Genomic DNA, 18512 nt, shown 5'->3' on the forward strand with positions numbered 1-18512 from the left:
TGTTTATAAATATATTTATTTTACTTCTTCGATATCTATAGGTTTACCTATATATGCTAAAAAACTACTTTCTTCGATATCTTCCATTTCTTTATTATTAGATAGTATTATTCTAATATTTTTATCTGCATCTTTTATAAATAAAGGAATAAAGTCTTTATCTGTTTTATTAAGGTGATCCATTATGGTTTTATAATGATTTTTATCTTGTATTAAAATTTCTTGTATCCCTGGATATCTTTCTGCAAGATCTATAAGTTTATAATAATCATCTGTTTGCGAGAACAATCCTTCTTCGGGACTGTTATTGTGGTCTTTCATTTCTTCTGATGTTATTAACCTAAAAGATCCAAATTCTCCAAATTGTTTTTTAAATTTATCTATAGCATACTTGTTAATATCACTATTTGCTGTAAGTGCCATTAGGTATCCAACATTATTTAATTCGATATTATCTCCTAATTTATTACCATAGATATTACTTTCTATAGCTTCTAAACCTAGTTCTTTTGCTTTATTAACATTGTTTTTATTGCTATCTACAAGTACCACGTGCCTGTTATTTTTTTTGAGATAAACTCCTATTAATCTAGAGATTTTGGAAGCTCCGATAATTAAAATCCCTTCTGATTTTTTAAGAAATACACCTACTACCTTAGCAAAAATACGTGCTGTAGTAGCATTAAGTAAAACAGTACCTAATACAATCATAAATACTAATGGGGTAATATACTCTGCTCCTGGAATTCCTTCTTTATATAGTTTTAGCCCAAATAAAGATGCTATACCTGCTGCTACAATACCTCTAGGGCCTACCCAGCTTATAAAAAGTTTTTCGTTTATTTTTAATCCAGAGTTTATAGAACTAAGAAATACGCCTAGTGGTCGAACTACAAATACAACAATAATAAAAAGTAAAGCTGCTTGCCAATTGTATATTAATTGTAAATCTTCAATATTAATATTTGCAGATAATAGAATAAACAGTATAGAGATCAAAAGGACGCTTAAAGATTCTTTAAAATATAATATTTCGTCAATATATGGAAGGTTAATGTTGCCTAAAACCATACCCATAATAACTACAGATAGTAATCCAGATTCGTGTGCAAAAATATCTGATATCACAAAAACTCCTAATACTGTTGCCAGAGTTACTACATTAAGAAGATAGTGAGGGATAATTTTATTTTTTAATGAAAAAGCGAGTGCATGAGCAAAAGTAAAACCAAAAGTAAAACCTACTATTACTATTTTTGCAAACTCTATCAAAGCGGTTGATGTAAACTCTTCGCCTCCTCCTGCCCTGATAAATTCGAAAACTAAAACGGCTACAAGTGCGCCAATAGGGTCTATTAAAATACCTTCCCACTTTAATACTGCCGAAATATCTTTTTTAAGCGGTATATTTCTTAAAATTGGTGTTATAACTGTAGGGCCAGTAACTATGATTAAAGAAGAAAACAAAAAAGAAATGGACCAACTTAACCCAAAAATAAAATGAGCGGCAAGTCCTGCTCCAAAAAATGTAATAATTACCGCTATTGTGATTAATTTTAGAATCACAGGGCCTACATTTAGTATTTCACTTCTTCTTAATGTAAGACCGCCTTCAAAAAGGATAATGCTTATTGCTAAGGAAACAAAATAAAAAAGGCTTTCTCCTGGAAATAACCCTTTTTCTCCATTCCAAATAGGTTGTATTAACTTGGTACCATCGCTTGTAAAAAAAGTTGCAAAAGGACCAACAAGGAGTCCTATCAAAATCAATGGTAAAATTGCAGGGATTTTAAATTTCCAAGCGACCCATTGTGCCAAAATTCCAAGTATTATTATTCCTGCAAGTTCTACCATAATTCATGTTCATTAAAAAATATGCAGGAAATATCGGGATTTTTTGGAACATTACAGAAGTTAGGATTGCTTTAAAGTTTCAAAAAAAAAATAAGATTATATTCTGCCGCTTTTAAAACCAATAACCTTGGAGAATAAAACTCCACAATATGGATTAAAACTCTTGTTAGATTATGAAACTTGATTAAAAAAAATAGTTTCGAGCATACAATATGATCAAATATTGTTAAAAAGTACAAAAATTAAATCTTGATCCCTTCCTTTTTTTCTATTTTGCAAAGATTTTTAAGTATTTATAAAATTAAAGCAATCAGAGTATGTATAAATAAAATAGTATTTGGTCTATTTTTTATAAAATAAAATATCTCTTGATCTAAATATACCTACCTAAAAATATGGAAATTTATATCCAAGAAACGATAATCAAACAAATAGCAAAAAATGAATTTATATCCTATAAATGCAGGAAATTTTAAACTAGATGGGGGTGCCATGTTTGGGGTTGTTCCAAAAGTATTATGGAACAAAACAAACCCTGCAGATGCCAATAATCAAATTGATATTGCGGCAAGATGTTTGCTTATAGAAAACGGGGATAGGTTACTACTTATCGATTCTGGAATGGGAGATAAACAATCTGAAAAATTTTTTAGTTATTATTCTCTTTGGGGAAACGATAGCTTAGATGCTTCTTTACAAAAAAACGGGTTTCATAGAGATGATATTACCGATGTTTTTGTTACCCATCTTCATTTTGATCATTGTGGTGGAGTAGTACAACGAAACGCAAACAAAACTGGTTATGAATTAGCGTTTAAAAATGCTAAAATATGGAGTAATGAAGAACACTGGCAATGGGCAATAGAGCCTAATGATCGGGAAAAGGCATCTTTTTTGAAAGAAAATATAATGCCTATTCAGGAAAGTGGACATTTGCATTTTATTTCCAGAACACATAAAACATTTCAAAAAAATTCTGAATTAGGTTTTGGTGTACTATTTGCTAATGGGCATACCGAAAAACAAATGATTCCGCATATCGAATATAAAGAAAAAACTATTGTTTTTATGGCAGACCTACTGCCTACAGCTGGTCATGTACCTTTGCCATATGTAATGGGTTATGATACAAGACCGTTATTAACTTTAGATGAAAAAAAACTGTTTCTTGAAAAAGCAGCAACAAATGGTTGGTACTTGTTTCTGGAACATGATGCACATAATGAAATAATAACCGTACAACATACTGAAAAAGGTGTTCGCCTTAAAGAAGTTTTTACCAGTCATGAAATATTTAATTAAACAAAAAAATCCAATGATTCCCAAATCTAATAAAATTATTGCTGCAATTGCCTCTTCAATACTTATAGTAAGCTGTGGAGCACCAACTGTTGTTTCTACGCCTATACAGAATATAGATGCAATTTCTTTAAAAAATATAGATCTAACAGATAGCCAACTAAAAAGTTGGGGATCTCTTGATTTGGTGTCTGATACGATACCAGGAATGAGTATAAATAAAACCTACACAGATATTATTAAAAACAGAAAAGGCCAAACAATTATTGTTGGTGTTATAGATAGTGGTGTAGATATTGAACATGAAGACCTTAATGGTGTAATTTGGACCAACCCAAAAGAAATTAAAGGAAACGGTAAAGACGATGATAATAATGGATACATTGATGATATACATGGCTGGAATTTTTTAGGAGATTCTGAAAATGAAAACCTGGAATTTGTAAGGGTTGTTAAAAAACTGAAACCAAAATATGCAGGTAAAAATCTTGCATCTGTTGCCAAAACGGATCAGGAAGAGTACCAATTGTATATTGAAGCTAAAGCTGAATACGAAAAAAAATATCAAGAAGCTTCTGGACAAAAAATGCAGTATGAACAAATTCTTCAACAATCCGAAGTATCCCATCAATCTGTTGCAGAAGTAATAGGAAAAGAAAATTATTCTCGTAAAGAGCTTTTAAATATAGAGGCAAAAACCCCAGAAATGCAACAGCATGTAGCATTTTTAGCACAAATGTTTGGGTTTATGGATCCAGAAGATACAATTCCTGATTTTATAAAAAATATTAAAGAAGGAGTAGAACATTTTACAGAACAATTAAACTATAACTTAAATATTGAATTTGATGGTAGACAAGTTGTTGGTGATAATGTAGATGATATTACAGATACAAAATATGGCAATAACAACGTTATGGGGCCAGATCCTAAGAAAAAAGGAATCAAACACGGTACACATGTTGCTGGTATTATTGCAGCAGAAAGAAATAATGGAAAAGGAATGAATGGCGTGGCTCAAAATGTGAAAATAATGGCTATTAGAGCTGTTCCTAATGGAGATGAATATGACAAAGATATTGCTCTTGCATTACGATATGCAGTAGATAATGGAGCCAAAGTAATTAATACTAGTTTTGGAAAATACTACAGTACACATCCTGATTGGGTTAGAGATGCTATAATCTATGCTGAATCAAAAGATGTATTAATAGTAAACGCAGCAGGAAATGAAAGTACAGATTTAGATCAAAAAGCAGTTTATCCTAATGATCAACCCAATAATGGTAATGAAATAGCAAACAATTTTATAACTATTGGGGCTTTAAATTATACGTATGGATCTAATCTGGTTGCTGATTTTTCTAATTATGGAAAAAATAATGTAGATGCATTTGCTCCAGGAGTTAAAATATGGGCTACAACACCAAACAATTCATACGAATACTTACAAGGAACCTCTATGGCTGCACCGGGTGTTGCTGGTGTTGCTGCATTAATTAGATCTTACTATCCAAAATTAAAAGCAGCACAAGTAAAACAAATACTTATGGATAGTGGTTTAGGTACTAAGACCTCTGTAGTTATTGGAGGAGAACAAACAAACGTAGGAAGTTTTTCTGAATTGTCTAAATCTGGTAAAATAGTAAATCTATATAATGCCTTTATTATGGCAGACAAATTATCTAAATAATTGCAATATGCTTAAAAAAATTGTTTTTGTTTTTCTTGTCGGAATCTTTTATGCTCCGGCACAAAATAACACCTCTTATTGGCAACAACAAGTAGATTATACCATGAAGGTGGACATGGATGTTGAGAAATTTCAATATGAAGGAACTCAAGAATTAGTATATTCTAATAATTCTCCAGATACTCTATATCAAGTATTTTATCATTTGTATTTTAATGCATTTCAACCAGGAAGTGAAATGGATGTTCGTTCTATTAACCTTCCTGATCCTGATCCAAGAGTAGGGGATAGAATAAGTAAACTTACACCTGAAGAAATTGGATATTTAAAAGTCTCTTCTCTAGAACAAAATGGTAAACGAGTACTCTATAAAACTTCGGGAACAGTACTAGAGGTAGAGTTACATACTCCTATCGCTCCAGGTGAGAAAGTGAATTTTTCTATGAATTTTAATGGTCAGATACCTACACAAATACGTCGTTCTGGTAGAAATAGTAAAGAAGGTGTTGCTTTGTCTATGACACAGTGGTTTCCTAAAATGGCAGAATATGATTTTGAAGGCTGGCATGCAGATCCATATATAGCAAGAGAGTTTCATGGAGTATGGGGTAATTTTGATGTTACTATAACTATTGATAAAAATTATATTTTGGGAGGTACAGGGTATTTACAAAACCCACAAGAAATAGGATATGGATATGAAAAACCGGGTACTAAAGTAACTAAAAAAGGAAAAAAACTTTCTTGGCATTTTAAAGCTCCAATGGTACATGATTTTGCATGGACTGCAGATCCTGATTATGTACACGATGTTTTAAAGATTCCTAATGGTCCTACTCTACATTTTTTATATAAAAATAATAAAGATATTATCGATAATTGGAAAGATTTACAGCCTAAAACAGCAGAATTGGTACAATATTTTAGCGAAAATATAGGAAAATACCCTTACGATCAATATTCTGTATTACAAGGGGGTGATGGAGGAATGGAATATGCTATGTGCACTTTAATTACTGGAGAAAGAAGTTTTGAAAGTTTGGTTGGTGTTACTGCACACGAACTGGCACATTCTTGGTTTCAACAAATTTTGGCAACTAATGAGGCCAAACATGAATGGATGGACGAGGGGTTTACTAGCTATGTTTCTACCTTAGCTATGAATGAGGTAATGAAACAAAATAATCCTAATTCTCTAAGAGGGGTCTATAAAGGCTATTATCAATTGGCAATTTCAGGTATAGAACAACCACAAACCACACAAGCAGATCATTATTCACATAACGTTGCTTATGGAGCTTCTGCATATTCTAAAGGAGCTGTTTTTCTTTCGCAATTAGGATATATTATCGGAGAAGATAATCTTCAAAAAACAATTAAAAGATATTTTGAGGAGTGGAAATTTAAACACCCTACTCCTAACGATTTTAAAAGAGTTGCAGAAAAAGTTTCAAAAATGCAATTAGATTGGTATTTAACCAACTGGACACAAACAACAAATACGATAGATTACGGTGTAAAAGAGGTAATAAGCACTACTAATAATAGTACCAAAATTATTTTAGAACGAATAGGATTAATACCTATGCCTATAGACCTATATGTAGAATATAAAGATAGTACAATAGAATCATTTTATATTCCTTTAAGAATAATGCGAGGAGAAAAAGATAATCCTATACCATCTATGAAAAGAACTGTTTTATCAGATTGGGCTTGGGCAAATCCTACATATACCTTAGAGCTTTCTAAACCAAAATCAGAAATAAAAACAATTGAAATAGATATCACTCATACTATGGCAGATATCAATCCTAGTAATAATATGTTTTCAGAATAAAATGTAATATCCCAGAGGATATATCTTATAAAATCAAATTTTATAAAATACCTCACAGGCTATATAAATCTGTGAGGTATTTTTATATAACTATTATAAATAATACCATTTATCATTATATATAATGCCAATGAAGGCTACTTTTAATAAAACAGAGAGATTAAAAAGTAAAAAAGAAATAGATATTTTATTTTCTGATGGAAAATCTATTTCCAAATACCCTATCCGATTAGTATATAAAAAACTAGATTTTAAAGAAAATACACCTATTAAAGCAGGGGTTTCTGTTAGCAAACGTAATTTTAAAAAAGCTGTAGATCGTAATTTTATAAAGCGTTTAATGCGTGAAAGTTATAGAAAAAATAAGTATATTGTAGCCAATACTACACATCAATTTGCTTTTATGTTCTTGTATTTAGGTAAAGAAATACCCGAATATTCTTTAATAGAATCTAAAATAGAAGGAGTTTTACAAAAATTTGTTACAAAGGAAATAGAACCAAAATAATATCCATGAAGAAGAGAGTTATCTATCCGGTAATAGCTATTACCATCTTGTTATCTACCGTAAGTTTTAAATCCGACTTTTTTGAAATCGCTAAGCAGATCGAAATCTTTACTACCATGTTTAAAGAATTAAACATGAATTATGTGGATGAGACGAATCCAGCAGAGTTAATGGATACGGCTATAAAAGCCATGTTAGATGATCTGGATCCTTATACCAAATATTGGAATGAACAAGATGTTGAAGCTTCAAAAATACGTAATGCTGGAGAATATACGGGAATTGGAGCTTCTGTAAAGACTATAAAAGATAAAATCGTTATTGTAGAACCTTATAAAGATTATCCTGCAGATAAAGCTGGTTTAAAGGCTGGAGATGAAATTATACAGATTGGAGATATCAAAGTAGCGGATTTTAAAGAAGATGCGGGAGAGCTTCTTAAAGGAGCCAGCGGAACAAAAGTTAATATTGCTTTTAAAAGACAGGGAGAAACAAAAACGACAATACTTACCAGAGAAGAAATAGAAGTAGATGCTGTTCCTTTTTACACATTATTAGAAGACAATACAGGCTATATTGTACTCTCTAAATTTAATAATAAAGCCTCTAGTGAAACCATTGACGCTCTAAAAGAATTAAAAGCTAAAGGTGCAGATAAAATTATTCTGGATTTAAGAGGAAATCCAGGAGGATTATTAAGCGAAGCTATAAATGTTACTAATATTTTTGTTCCTAAAGGAGAATTGATCACTACCACAAAATCGGTTATAAAAAAATATAATAAAGAGTATTTTACAAAAAGAGCGCCTATAGATACAGATATCCCTTTAGTGGTTTTGGTAAACGGTAGAAGTGCTTCAGCAAGTGAAATTGTTGCGGGTAGTATTCAGGATTTAGACAGAGGGGTTGTAATAGGGGCAAGAAGCTTTGGTAAAGGTTTGGTACAAAGACCAAAAAAACTAACCTATGGTACTCAATTAAAAATAACTATTTCTAGATATTATACTCCTAGTGGTAGGTGTATACAAGCGTTAGATTACTGGAATCGTGATAAAAATAATAATGCTGTGCGTATTGATCAACACGACTTTAAAGCTTTTAAAACAAAGAATGGAAGAACAGTATATGACGGTGGAGGTATACAACCAGATATTGAATTAGAAACATCCAAATTTAGTAATATAACTACTGCTTTATTAAGATCTGATGCCATATTTGAATATGGAACAAAATATTACTATTCACATCAACTAAAAAAGGCCAGTGATTTTAATTTTAGTAATGATGATTATGAAAGTTTTAAGAATTTTGTAAAACAAAGTGATTTTAATTTTGAGACTGCAACTGAAAAATCCTTTAAAAAGTCATTAGAAATAGCTAAAAAAGAAAATTTTGATAAAGATATATCAACTACCTATACAAAGCTTATAGCTTCAATAAACGCCTCTAAACAAGCTGCTTTAGAAACTTATAAAACAGAAATTGTTAACTTACTCACAGATGAAATTATTAAACGTTACTTCTATAGAGAGGGGTTATATAATTATTATGTAAAACATAACCCTGAAGTGGCTAAAAGTCAAGAAATACTTAATAATAAAACTAAGTATGAAACAATTTTAAAATGATAAAATCTTGAATAAGTAGAAAATTTCTACTTATTCAAGATTTTATCATAACAATATGAGGTATCCCATCTTCTAAATATTCTTCACCAATTTTTATAAAACCATGAGATTTATAAAAATTTTGTAGATGTGTTTGTGCAGAAATTTTTATTTTTTTTGTTTTAAAATAAGTTTCTATAGCACTGATGCTTTGTTTAATAAGATCATGACCATATCCATATTTTCTTTCTTTTTTAGCTACTAATACTCTGCCTATACTAGAAGTTTCAAAGTAATCTCCTCCATCAAATATTCTGGTATAAGTTATAATTTCACCATTTTTATTTCCTATTACATGAAGTGCTTTTTGATCTTTGTTATCCATATCTTGATACACACAATCTTGTTCTACTACAAAAATTTCTGCGCGCAAGCGCAAAATTTTATACAATTCTGCTATAGATAATTCATCAAATCGCTTTACTTCAAACTTTATATCCATATTTGTTTAATCTTGTACAATAATATCTTTATTATCCTTGTTTTCGTATTCTGGCTGCAGAGTAACATGATTGATTTTAAATTTTTCTTGTAAAATGACTTCTATAGTATAAAGTATTTCTCCAAATTCAGATACCTTAATATTACTATTAAAATCAATATGGGCCTCTAAATGAGTCTCGTCTTCATTAAGTTGCCATATATGTATGTGATGTAAACTTTTAACATTTGGTAATTCATTAACTATACTTACTATTTGTTTTACTTCTATATCATCAGGAGTATATAACATAAGTATTTTAAAAGATTTTTTTAAAAGATCATATCCCATAATAATAAGATAAATTGCAATTATAAAAGTTAATATACTATCTATCCAAAATATACTATAGAACTTCATTAATAGTCCACCTAATAATACTGCTAAAGAGGCCATTAAATCTGTTACAAGATGTAAATATGCAGACCTCATATTCATATTTAATTTACTATCTTTCTTTAATAATAATACACTTAATCCATTACCAAAAATTGCTATTAAAGAAAGGACTATTACAACACTTGTGTCTATTTGTTGTGGGGTTTTAAAACGTTTTATCCCTTCTATTATAAGAATTACAGCTATTACTATTAATGAAAAAGAATTTATAAATGCGGCCATAATTTCTGCTCTTTTAAAACCAAAAGTTTTTTCGATAGAAGCTTCTTTTTTTGAAAGTCGATTAGCGAAAAAGCTAACTGTTAAAGAAAGAACATCACTAAAATTATGTAGGGCATCTGATAACAAAGAAAGACTGCCAGAAATCAAACCACCAATTATTTGTGCAACAGTAATACCAATATTTAATAAAATCGAAAATAACAAACTACTTTTCGTAATTTTATCGTTTGATTGTTGATTACACGCACTTTTTTTAGCCATATTTTAAATACACATAGGTATTTTATTAACTCTATTTAAATGTCTTCCTCCTTCAAAATTGGTATCCAAAAAAGTTTTTACCATTTCAATAGCCTGAGGTAATGAAGTAAATCTAGCAGGAATACATATAATATTAGCATCATTATGTAGTCTTGTTAACTCGGTAATTTCTTTTGTCCAACATAATCCTGCACGAACATTAGGATATTTATTAGCAGTCATAGCAACTCCATTTCCACTACCACAAATCAAAATTCCAAAATCAACTTTTTTAGAATTTACATCTTTTGCTACAGGGTGTACAAAATCAGGATAATCTACACTATTATTTTCATTAGTACCATAATTTACCACCTCAATTCCTTTGGATTCTAAATAAGCAGCAACTTCAATTTTATATTCCGTTCCTGCGTGGTCATTTCCAATAGCTATTTTCATTTTCTTTTGTTCGTTTTATTATTTAAAAACAAAGATAATTTAATCTAAAAAAGTAAACTCCAAAAAACCAATAATTTAACCCATTATTACGGTAATGTTAATAACTAGGGTTCTTCTGTTAACATAGGATGTGGATAAGTAGTTCTTAAAATTGAGGAAGTTTTTTTGGTAGTCTTAATATTTATTAGAATACAAGTATCATGAGTAGAAATCAAAATTATAACTCCTCTTTTTTTAGAGAAGTTTTCAGATGTTAATTTAACGTTATCAACTATGGTTTTACCGTAATTATATAAAGAATTTTATGTGTTTATTAGCTATTAACAATTGTTAATTAAATCAATATTTAAGTAGATTATCAATCAATTAGAATACTAATATCCTGTTTATATGTTTCTGAAAATTTACTTAAACTTAAAAAGCAAATAAATTTTAAAAAAGATATACCGCTATTAACACTATATCATAATCATCATTAATAATTTTAAATTTTAAAAAAAGAAAAAGATATATATAATAAGTGTTTAAAACTATATTTAAAATAAGAGGATATAGTAAGATTATACAATTCTTAGATGAGAATTAGTATTTAGATCCTTTATGATCTGAAGAACTTTATTTTTATCTTTTATATGAACTTTAAGATTAATGCCTCCTAATGCGTTTGAATAAAAAGGAAAAACGCCTACCATAGTTTCATTCTCAAAGAAATAGGAAATTCCTTCTTGATCTAACAGAAGTTTTAATATAGCATATTCAAATGGGTAAGTATATGTAGTTATAGTAATAAAATCTCTCATTTTATTAAAGTAAACCTTGATTATACTAGGTTTACTTACAATATACAAAATAAGTATAATAATCTAGAGATAAGAAATTAAAATAAGCTTGATAATTTGAAATAACTAAACTAGTTGATTTGAGTAGCTTCTCTATCCGTTTTAATAGAATTATTTATTTCTGAATTTTCTATAGTTTCATTTTTATGATCTATAGTATTATTGATATACAATGAAAAAGAATATATACCCAAAAGAAATATGAGTATAAAGAATAGTATTATCTTATGTATTTTTTTGATTTTATGCATATTTAATTAGATACTAAACGAATAAAACCTAATTCTAGTGTATTAAAATTAAGTAAATTTTAAGAAAAAATAAGGTGTTTACTTAAAATAAAATAAAACATGTATAAATTTAATAGATATTTTTTTGTAATAATTTGGTGATTATGGAATATATAGATTAATAAAAGTTTAAAGTTAAAATTATAAATGTTAAAAGATAAGCTGTACTTTTATCCTAAATAACTAGAATAGACATTAATGAAAAGAAAGAGTAGACGAGGAAAAAAGTCGCCTAAAATTGAAAATATAACCCAAGGAATACTTAAAATATTAAAATCAGATTCTGATAAAAGTTTTAATTATAAACAGATTTCAGCAAAATTTGGAGTAGATGATGCTAGTAGCAGAAATCAAATTATAAAAAAACTAACACAACTTGCAGCAAAAAAACAAATTGAAGAGGTCGAGAGAGGAAAATTTAAAATTATACCTAATACCGATACATACACTGGTTTTTTAGAAATAACATCTAAAGGTACTGGTTATGTAATTGTAGAAGATCTTGAAGAAGACGTTTTTATACCAAATAATAATTTGAATAAGGCATTACATGGAGATGAAGTAGAAGTATATATTTATCGTAGAAAAAGAAGAGGAAAAAGCGAAGGCGAAATATCTAAAATTATATCCCGTAAAAAGAGTGAATTTGTAGGGGTAATAGAAATTCAGAAAAACTATGCCTTTGTAAATATGAACGATGGTAAGATGTATACTGATATTTTTGTTCCTAAAAATAAAATTGGAGAAGCAGAAGACGGAGATAAAGTATTAGTAAAACTAGAAGATTGGCCAGAAAAAGCAGATTCTCCCTTTGGAAAAGTAATAAAAGTACTAGGTAAACCAGGAGAACATAATACAGAAATTCATTCTATTTTAGCACAATATGGTTTACCATATGAGTTTTCAAAAGAGGTAGAAGAATACGCAAATACGTTAGATACTTCAATTCAGGAATCTGAAATCAAAAATCGTAGGGATATGCGAAAAACCCTTACGTTTACAATAGATCCAAAAGATGCAAAGGATTTTGATGATGCATTATCTTTCGAAATATTAGAAAATGGTAATTACGAAATAGGAATCCATATTGCAGATGTATCTCATTATCTTAAACCAGGTACCATATTAGATGACGAGGCTTATGAAAGAGCAACATCGGTATATTTAGTAGATAGAGTAGTACCTATGTTACCCGAAGTTTTATCTAATAATGCGTGCTCATTAAGACCTAATGAAGAAAAATATACATTTTCTGCAGTATTTGAACTTAATGATAAAGCAGAAATTAAAAATCAATGGTTTGGTAGAACAGTAACATATTCTGATGCTAGATTTGCTTATGAAGAAGCACAGCATATTATAGAAACTAAAGAAACTACTATACCCTCAGAAATATCGATTACAGGAAAAACATATAATGCAGATCAAAAAATAGCTGATGGTATTCTTAAATTAGATGCGTTAGCCAAAATTATGCGATCTAAACGGATGGGCGAAGGAGCTATTTCATTTGATAAAGTAGAAGTAAAGTTTCATCTAAATGATAATAACGAACCAGTAGGAGTGTTTTTTAAGACTTCTAAGGATGCTAATAAACTTATTGAAGAGTTTATGTTACTAGCTAATAAAAAGGTCGCAGAATTTATAGGAAAGCAAAGCCCTAAGAAAACTTTTGTATATCGTGTTCACGATGAACCAAATGATGAAAAATTAGCAGCATTACAAAATATTATTGGTCGATTTGGATATAAATTAGATCTTAAAGATCGTAAAACAACTACCAAATCATTAAATAGCTTATTAAGTGATGTACAAGGTAAAAAAGAACAAAATCTAGTAGATACCTTAGCTATTAGAAGTATGAGTAAGGCAGAATATACTACTCATAATATAGGGCATTATGGCTTAGCATTTGATTACTATTCACATTTTACATCGCCAATTAGAAGATATCCAGATGTTATGGCACATCGTTTGTTACAACATTATTTAGATAAAGGAAAATCTGTTGCAGAAGAAGAATACGAAGAAAAATGTAAGCATAGCAGCAGTATGGAAAATCTGGCATCAAGTGCAGAACGTGATTCTATAAAATATATGCAAATAAAATTTATGAAGGATCATGAGGATGAACAATTTTTGGGTGTTATTTCAGGAGTTACTGAATGGGGTATTTATGTAGAAATTATCTCTAATAAATGTGAAGGTATGATTCGTTTAAAAGATATGACTGATGATCGCTATATTTTTGATCAGGATGAATATACTATTATTGGCGAACGAACAAAAAAATCCTATCGATTAGGAGATGAAGTATATGTAAAAGTAAAAAACGCAGATCTTATAAAGAGACATTTAGATTTTATCTTATTAGGAAGTAAAGAAGAAATAGAATAACTAAAAATTAATGTCGTTTATTTAAAACCCTCATTGAGGATTTAATCCCTAAAAGCTTATTTTGAGGTTGTTGATTCTAAAGAATCCTTAAAGTATAGTTTTTAAATTACTAATTATAAAAAAAAGTTTTAATCTTAAAAAATTAGCGATGAAAAAATTAGTATTTCTTTTTGTGTTTTTTGTAATAGCACAAGGACAAGCACAAAATATTTTAACCAAAAAGGTTAGTGATTTTAAGGAGTTAAAAGTATTTGATAAAATAAAAGTAATTTTAATTCAAGGAGAAGAAAATAAAATAGAAATTTCGGGTATTAAAAAAGAAAAAATTGATATTGTTATTAAAAATCAAGTTTTAAAAATCAAAATGTCATTAAATAATACTTGGGATGAAAATAATACAAATGTTACCGTATTTTACAAAGAACTATCTAAAATTGATGTAAATGAAGGAGCAAGTGTTACTATAAAAGGAACATTAAAATATTCTGATCTGGATCTTAGAGCCCAAGAAGGTGGAGAAATAAAAGGAACTATCGAAAGTGATAAATTGATAGCAAAAGCAATAACAGGAGGTGGATTAATTTTAGATGGAAAAGTAAAAGAACAAGAAGTTACTGTTAAAGCTGGTGGTCAATTTATATCTAAAGATCTTAAAACAGAGACTACACAAGTAAAAATAAGTGCAGGCGGAAGAGCAAATGTAAATGCTAGTAAATATGTAAAAGCAAATACTAATGCAGGAGGAACCATAAAAATCTATGGAAAACCAAAAGAAATAGACTCTCAAAAACTATTCGGAGGAAAAATTATTGAAGTTAACTAGTTAGTTTTTTAACTTTGTAGTAAATACGTTTATAAATACTATGTTTCAAGATGCTCATGCAGCTATACCATTAGGTTTTTTATTAGCTTTTTTAATAGGTCCTGTTTTTTTTGTACTCTTAGAAACAGCAGCAATAAAAGGATTTAGAGCAGCTTTAGCTGTAGATTTTGGAGTTATTTTTGCAGATATAGTATTTATTTTTATTGCCTATTTTAGTACCAATCAGATTTTAGAGAAAATAAAAGACGATCCCGCATTATTTATTTTTGGAGGAGTATTATTATCTACCTATGGCGTTATTTCTTTTATTCAAGAAAGAAAAAATTATAATAAACTTAGAGATACTTCTGTCGAGATTATTAATAAGCATAATTACGCAATGCTTTTTATAAAAGGATTTTTACTTAATTTTATAAATATAGGCGTTTTAGGATTCTGGTTAAGTATCATTATAGTTATAGGTCCACAGTTAAATATGGATACTAGTAGAATACTCTACTTTTTTATTATGGTTTTGGGCACTTACTTATTTATAGACTTATTTAAAATGCTGTTAGCAAAACGATTGAAAACAAAGTTGACTCCAAAACGAATATATCTTATTAAAAGAGTTATTAGCATTATTATGGTTGTATTCGGTATATTTCTTATCCTAAAAGGTGTTCTTCCAGATACTATGGAAAAACGAATACAAAATGAGATTGAAAAAATAACTCCAGAATCTGGATTCAAATAAAAAATCCCATACAACAATATGTATGGGATTTTTTGAGGTGTCGAGCGGATTCGAACCGCTGTAGATGGTGTTGCAGACCACTGCCTAGCCACTCGGCCACGACACCCAATTTTTGATTGGATGGCAAATGTAAATAAATTTATGCTTACTTCTAAAAGATTTCACGTTAAAAGACGATTAAGAACGTATTAAATTATAAAATTATCTGTTTTTACTTTTTTTAATAGTCACCATTTCTACATTTCCACCAATAGGAGGGTTAATTTTAGAAACATTTACAGTTACTTTTTCTACTAATGATATTTCTTTTAATATTCGTACCAAAATTCTTTCTGCAGCATGTTCTAATAATTTAGATCTAATAGCCATTTCTTCCTTTACAATACGATTAAGATGAACGTAATCAACGGTATCTATTAATCGATCAGAAACAGCAGAGTTAGATAAATCAGCCATTATTTTTAGATCAATTCTATAGTCAGATCCTATTTTTTTTTCTTCAATAAGGCATCCGTGATACGCATAAACCTTAATATTTTTTAACTTTATTACTCCCACAAATTTTTTGTCAAAGTTAAAAATAATCTTTGTTAATAAAACAGGTATAAACCCCTTTTATGATAAATTTACATTATAATAAAATTATTATATAAAGATTTTGCTACAAATAGTTAAGCACCATTAGAATTTGTAGTTTTGTGTTTTATTTAGATTATAAATGTCAGCAGAAAAAAAACCGCTTAATTTTATTGAGCACATTATCGAAGAAGACCTTTTAAGTGGAATGAGTAAAGAGGATTTACGTTTTCGTTTCCCTCCAGAACCTAATGGATATCTCCATATAGGTCATACTAAGGCAATAGGAATTAGTTTTGGACTTGGACTTAGATACAACGCACCAGTTAATTTACGTTTTGATGATACCAATCCAGCAAAAGAAGAACAAGAATATGTAGATGCTATCAAAGAAGATATTGCATGGCTAGGGTATAAGTGGGATCAAGAACGCTATTCTTCAGATTATTTTCAGCAATTATACGATTGGACCGTTCAATTAATTAAAGACGGAAAAGCTTATGTAGACTCTCAGTCTGCAGAAACCATAGCAGAACAAAAAGGAACTACTACAGAGCCTGGTATTAATAGTCCTTTTAGAAACCGTTCTGTCGAGGAAAACTTAGATCTTTTTGAGAAAATGAAAGAAGGTAAGTTTAATGAAGGAGAACATGTAGTAAGAGCTAAAATTGATATGGAAGACCCTAATATGTTAATGCGAGACCCTTTGATGTATAGAATTTTAAAAAAAGAACACCATAGAACCGGAAATAAATGGTGCATATATCCTATGTATGATTGGACTCATGGAGAAAGTGATTATATAGAAAGTGTTTCGCATTCCTTATGTTCTTTAGAATTTAAACCACACAGAAAATTATACGATTGGTTTTTAGATCAAGTATATAACGATAATATTAGACCAAAACAAAGAGAATTTGCACGTCTTAATTTAAGTTACACAATCATGAGTAAGCGTAAATTACTTAGATTGGTAGAAGAGGGGATAGTATCCGGATGGGATGATCCTAGAATGCCAACTATTTCTGCGCTAAGAAGAAGAGGGTATACTCCTGCATCCATTCGTAAATTTGTAGATACAGTAGGAGTAGCAAGACGAGAAAATGTTATCGATGTATCTTTATTAGAATTTTGTGTGCGAGAGGACCTTAATAAAATAGCGCCTAGAGTTATGGCTGTTTTAGATCCTGTTAAATTAGTTATTACTAATTATCCTGTTGGAAAAGAAGAGTGGTTAGAAGCCGAAAATAACCCTGAAGATGATACTGCAGGACATAGAAAAATACCTTTTTCAGGTGAATTATATATTGAAAGAGAAGATTTTAAAGAAGAAGCAGGACAAAAATTCTTTAGATTAACAATAGGAAAAGAAGTGCGACTTAAAAATGCATATCTTATTAAAGGAGAAAATGTAATTAAGGATAGTGAAGGTAATATTACTGAAATTCACTGTACTTATGACCCTAAAAGTAGATCGGGTAGCGGTACCGAAGAGTCTAAACGTAATGTAAAAGGAACCTTGCACTGGGTATCTATAGCACATGCTATACCAGCCGAAGTAAGAATTTATGATAGATTATTTAATAATGAATCACCCGATGGTCATAAGGATAAGGATTTTATGCAATTTTTAAATTCAAATTCTTTAAAAGTTATTACTGGCTATGTAGAACCTAGTTTAAAGGATGCTAAACCATTAGATCAATTTCAATTTCAAAGGTTAGGTTATTTTAATGTAGATACCGATAGTAGTAAAAATACTTTAGTTTTTAATAAAACCGTTGGTTTGCGAGATACTTGGGCAAAAGTAAAACCTGCAACACAACCAAATAGTAAAGCTATAGCACAAAATAAGCTAAATAACATACCTTCTATCGAAGAAATAAAAAGAGGAGGTAAAAAGTACACAAATTTACCAGAAAACAAAAGAGAGGCTCTTAAAATTAAAATTCAAGAAGCTGCAAAAACAATAGAAATAGAAGAATTGGTACCATTGTATGAAACTGCTGTAAAAAAGGCAGGAACTCGTATTGCTACAATGATTGCACTTGATATAGTATTAGAAGTAAAAAAGTTACAGCCTGATCAATTAGCAAAAGATTTTATCAAAAAAGCTTTAGAAGATAAAAATGAATTATTGCAATCAGAAGCTAAAAATTTAGTTTCTAAATATAAATTATAAAAAAATA

Annotated in this window: 15 protein-coding genes and 1 tRNA gene; 9 read left to right on the forward strand and 7 right to left on the reverse strand. The window is 29.4% G+C overall.

Annotated features, from left to right (window positions below):
• Positions 1-15 precede the first annotated feature (15 nt).
• Positions 16-1854: a cation:proton antiporter gene (locus H527_RS0119730; RefSeq protein ID WP_027414235.1), complete on the reverse strand. Its 1839-nt coding sequence runs from the start codon at positions 1852-1854 to the stop codon at positions 16-18.
• A gap of 441 nt (positions 1855-2295) precedes the next feature.
• Between H527_RS0119730 and H527_RS0119735 the strand changes: the two genes are divergently transcribed.
• From H527_RS0119735 to H527_RS0119755, 5 genes are all read left to right on the forward strand, one after another.
• Positions 2296-3156 (forward strand): MBL fold metallo-hydrolase, encoded by an 861-nt coding sequence (locus H527_RS0119735; RefSeq protein ID WP_027414236.1) that lies wholly within the window; start codon positions 2296-2298, stop codon positions 3154-3156.
• Positions 3140-4846: a S8 family peptidase gene (locus H527_RS0119740; RefSeq protein WP_229809265.1), complete on the forward strand. Its 1707-nt coding sequence runs from the start codon at positions 3140-3142 to the stop codon at positions 4844-4846. Before H527_RS0119735 ends, H527_RS0119740 begins: the two co-directional genes overlap by 17 nt.
• 7 nt (positions 4847-4853) lie before the next feature.
• Positions 4854-6686, forward strand: a complete 1833-nt coding sequence (locus H527_RS0119745; RefSeq protein WP_027414238.1) for a M1 family metallopeptidase — start codon at positions 4854-4856, stop codon at positions 6684-6686.
• 130 nt (positions 6687-6816) lie between these two features.
• Positions 6817-7194, forward strand: coding sequence for a ribonuclease P protein component (gene rnpA / locus H527_RS0119750; protein WP_035089288.1), 378 nt, complete (start codon positions 6817-6819; stop codon positions 7192-7194).
• Between the two features lie 5 nt (positions 7195-7199).
• Positions 7200-8822, forward strand: a complete 1623-nt coding sequence (locus H527_RS0119755) for a S41 family peptidase (protein WP_027414240.1) — start codon at positions 7200-7202, stop codon at positions 8820-8822.
• A gap of 34 nt (positions 8823-8856) precedes the next feature.
• Here H527_RS0119755 and H527_RS0119760 read toward each other — a convergent pair whose 3' ends face one another.
• From H527_RS0119760 to H527_RS0119775, 4 genes are all read right to left on the reverse strand, one after another.
• A complete protein-coding gene (locus H527_RS0119760) occupies positions 8857-9303 on the reverse strand; it encodes a GNAT family N-acetyltransferase (RefSeq protein WP_229809264.1) in 447 nt (148 codons plus the stop codon).
• Between the two features lie 6 nt (positions 9304-9309).
• Positions 9310-10224, reverse strand: coding sequence for a cation diffusion facilitator family transporter (locus H527_RS0119765; RefSeq protein ID WP_027414242.1), 915 nt, complete (start codon positions 10222-10224; stop codon positions 9310-9312).
• Between the two features lie 3 nt (positions 10225-10227).
• Positions 10228-10662, reverse strand: a complete 435-nt coding sequence (gene rpiB / locus H527_RS0119770) for a ribose 5-phosphate isomerase B (protein WP_027414243.1) — start codon at positions 10660-10662, stop codon at positions 10228-10230.
• Between the two features lie 560 nt (positions 10663-11222).
• Positions 11223-11462, reverse strand: a complete 240-nt coding sequence (locus H527_RS0119775; protein WP_027414244.1) for a hypothetical protein — start codon at positions 11460-11462, stop codon at positions 11223-11225.
• A 527-nt stretch (positions 11463-11989) separates the two neighbouring features.
• Here H527_RS0119775 and rnr point away from each other — a divergent pair.
• The 3 genes from rnr (at position 11990) to H527_RS0119795 (ending at position 15747) form a co-directional block, all read left to right on the forward strand.
• Complete coding sequence (rnr, locus tag H527_RS0119785) at positions 11990-14188, forward strand: ribonuclease R (RefSeq protein ID WP_027414245.1); 2199 nt, start codon at positions 11990-11992, stop codon at positions 14186-14188.
• A 148-nt stretch (positions 14189-14336) separates the two neighbouring features.
• The gene (locus tag H527_RS0119790) at positions 14337-15011 is read left to right on the forward strand and encodes a head GIN domain-containing protein (RefSeq protein WP_027414246.1); all 675 of its coding nucleotides are present in this window, start codon (positions 14337-14339) and stop codon (positions 15009-15011) included.
• Between the two features lie 40 nt (positions 15012-15051).
• Positions 15052-15747 (forward strand): LysE family translocator, encoded by a 696-nt coding sequence (locus H527_RS0119795; protein WP_027414247.1) that lies wholly within the window; start codon positions 15052-15054, stop codon positions 15745-15747.
• Positions 15748-15782: 35 nt separating this feature from the next.
• On the opposite strand, the gene H527_RS0119800 is transcribed toward H527_RS0119795, so the two are convergent.
• Positions 15783-15853: transfer RNA gene (locus H527_RS0119800), tRNA-Cys, on the reverse strand.
• 95 nt (positions 15854-15948) lie between these two features.
• Positions 15949-16305: a dihydroneopterin aldolase gene (folB, locus tag H527_RS0119805; protein WP_027414248.1), complete on the reverse strand. Its 357-nt coding sequence runs from the start codon at positions 16303-16305 to the stop codon at positions 15949-15951.
• Between the two features lie 160 nt (positions 16306-16465).
• Between folB and H527_RS0119810 the strand changes: the two genes are divergently transcribed.
• Positions 16466-18505 carry a glutamine--tRNA ligase/YqeY domain fusion protein gene (locus H527_RS0119810; protein WP_027414249.1) on the forward strand — a complete coding sequence of 680 codons (2040 nt, stop codon included), beginning with the start codon at positions 16466-16468 and terminating at the stop codon, positions 18503-18505.
• The last annotated feature ends 7 nt before the right edge of the window (positions 18506-18512 follow it).

Origin of the sequence: Aquimarina muelleri DSM 19832 (genome assembly GCF_000430665.1) — a bacterium.
GTDB classification, from domain to species: domain Bacteria; phylum Bacteroidota; class Bacteroidia; order Flavobacteriales; family Flavobacteriaceae; genus Aquimarina; species Aquimarina muelleri.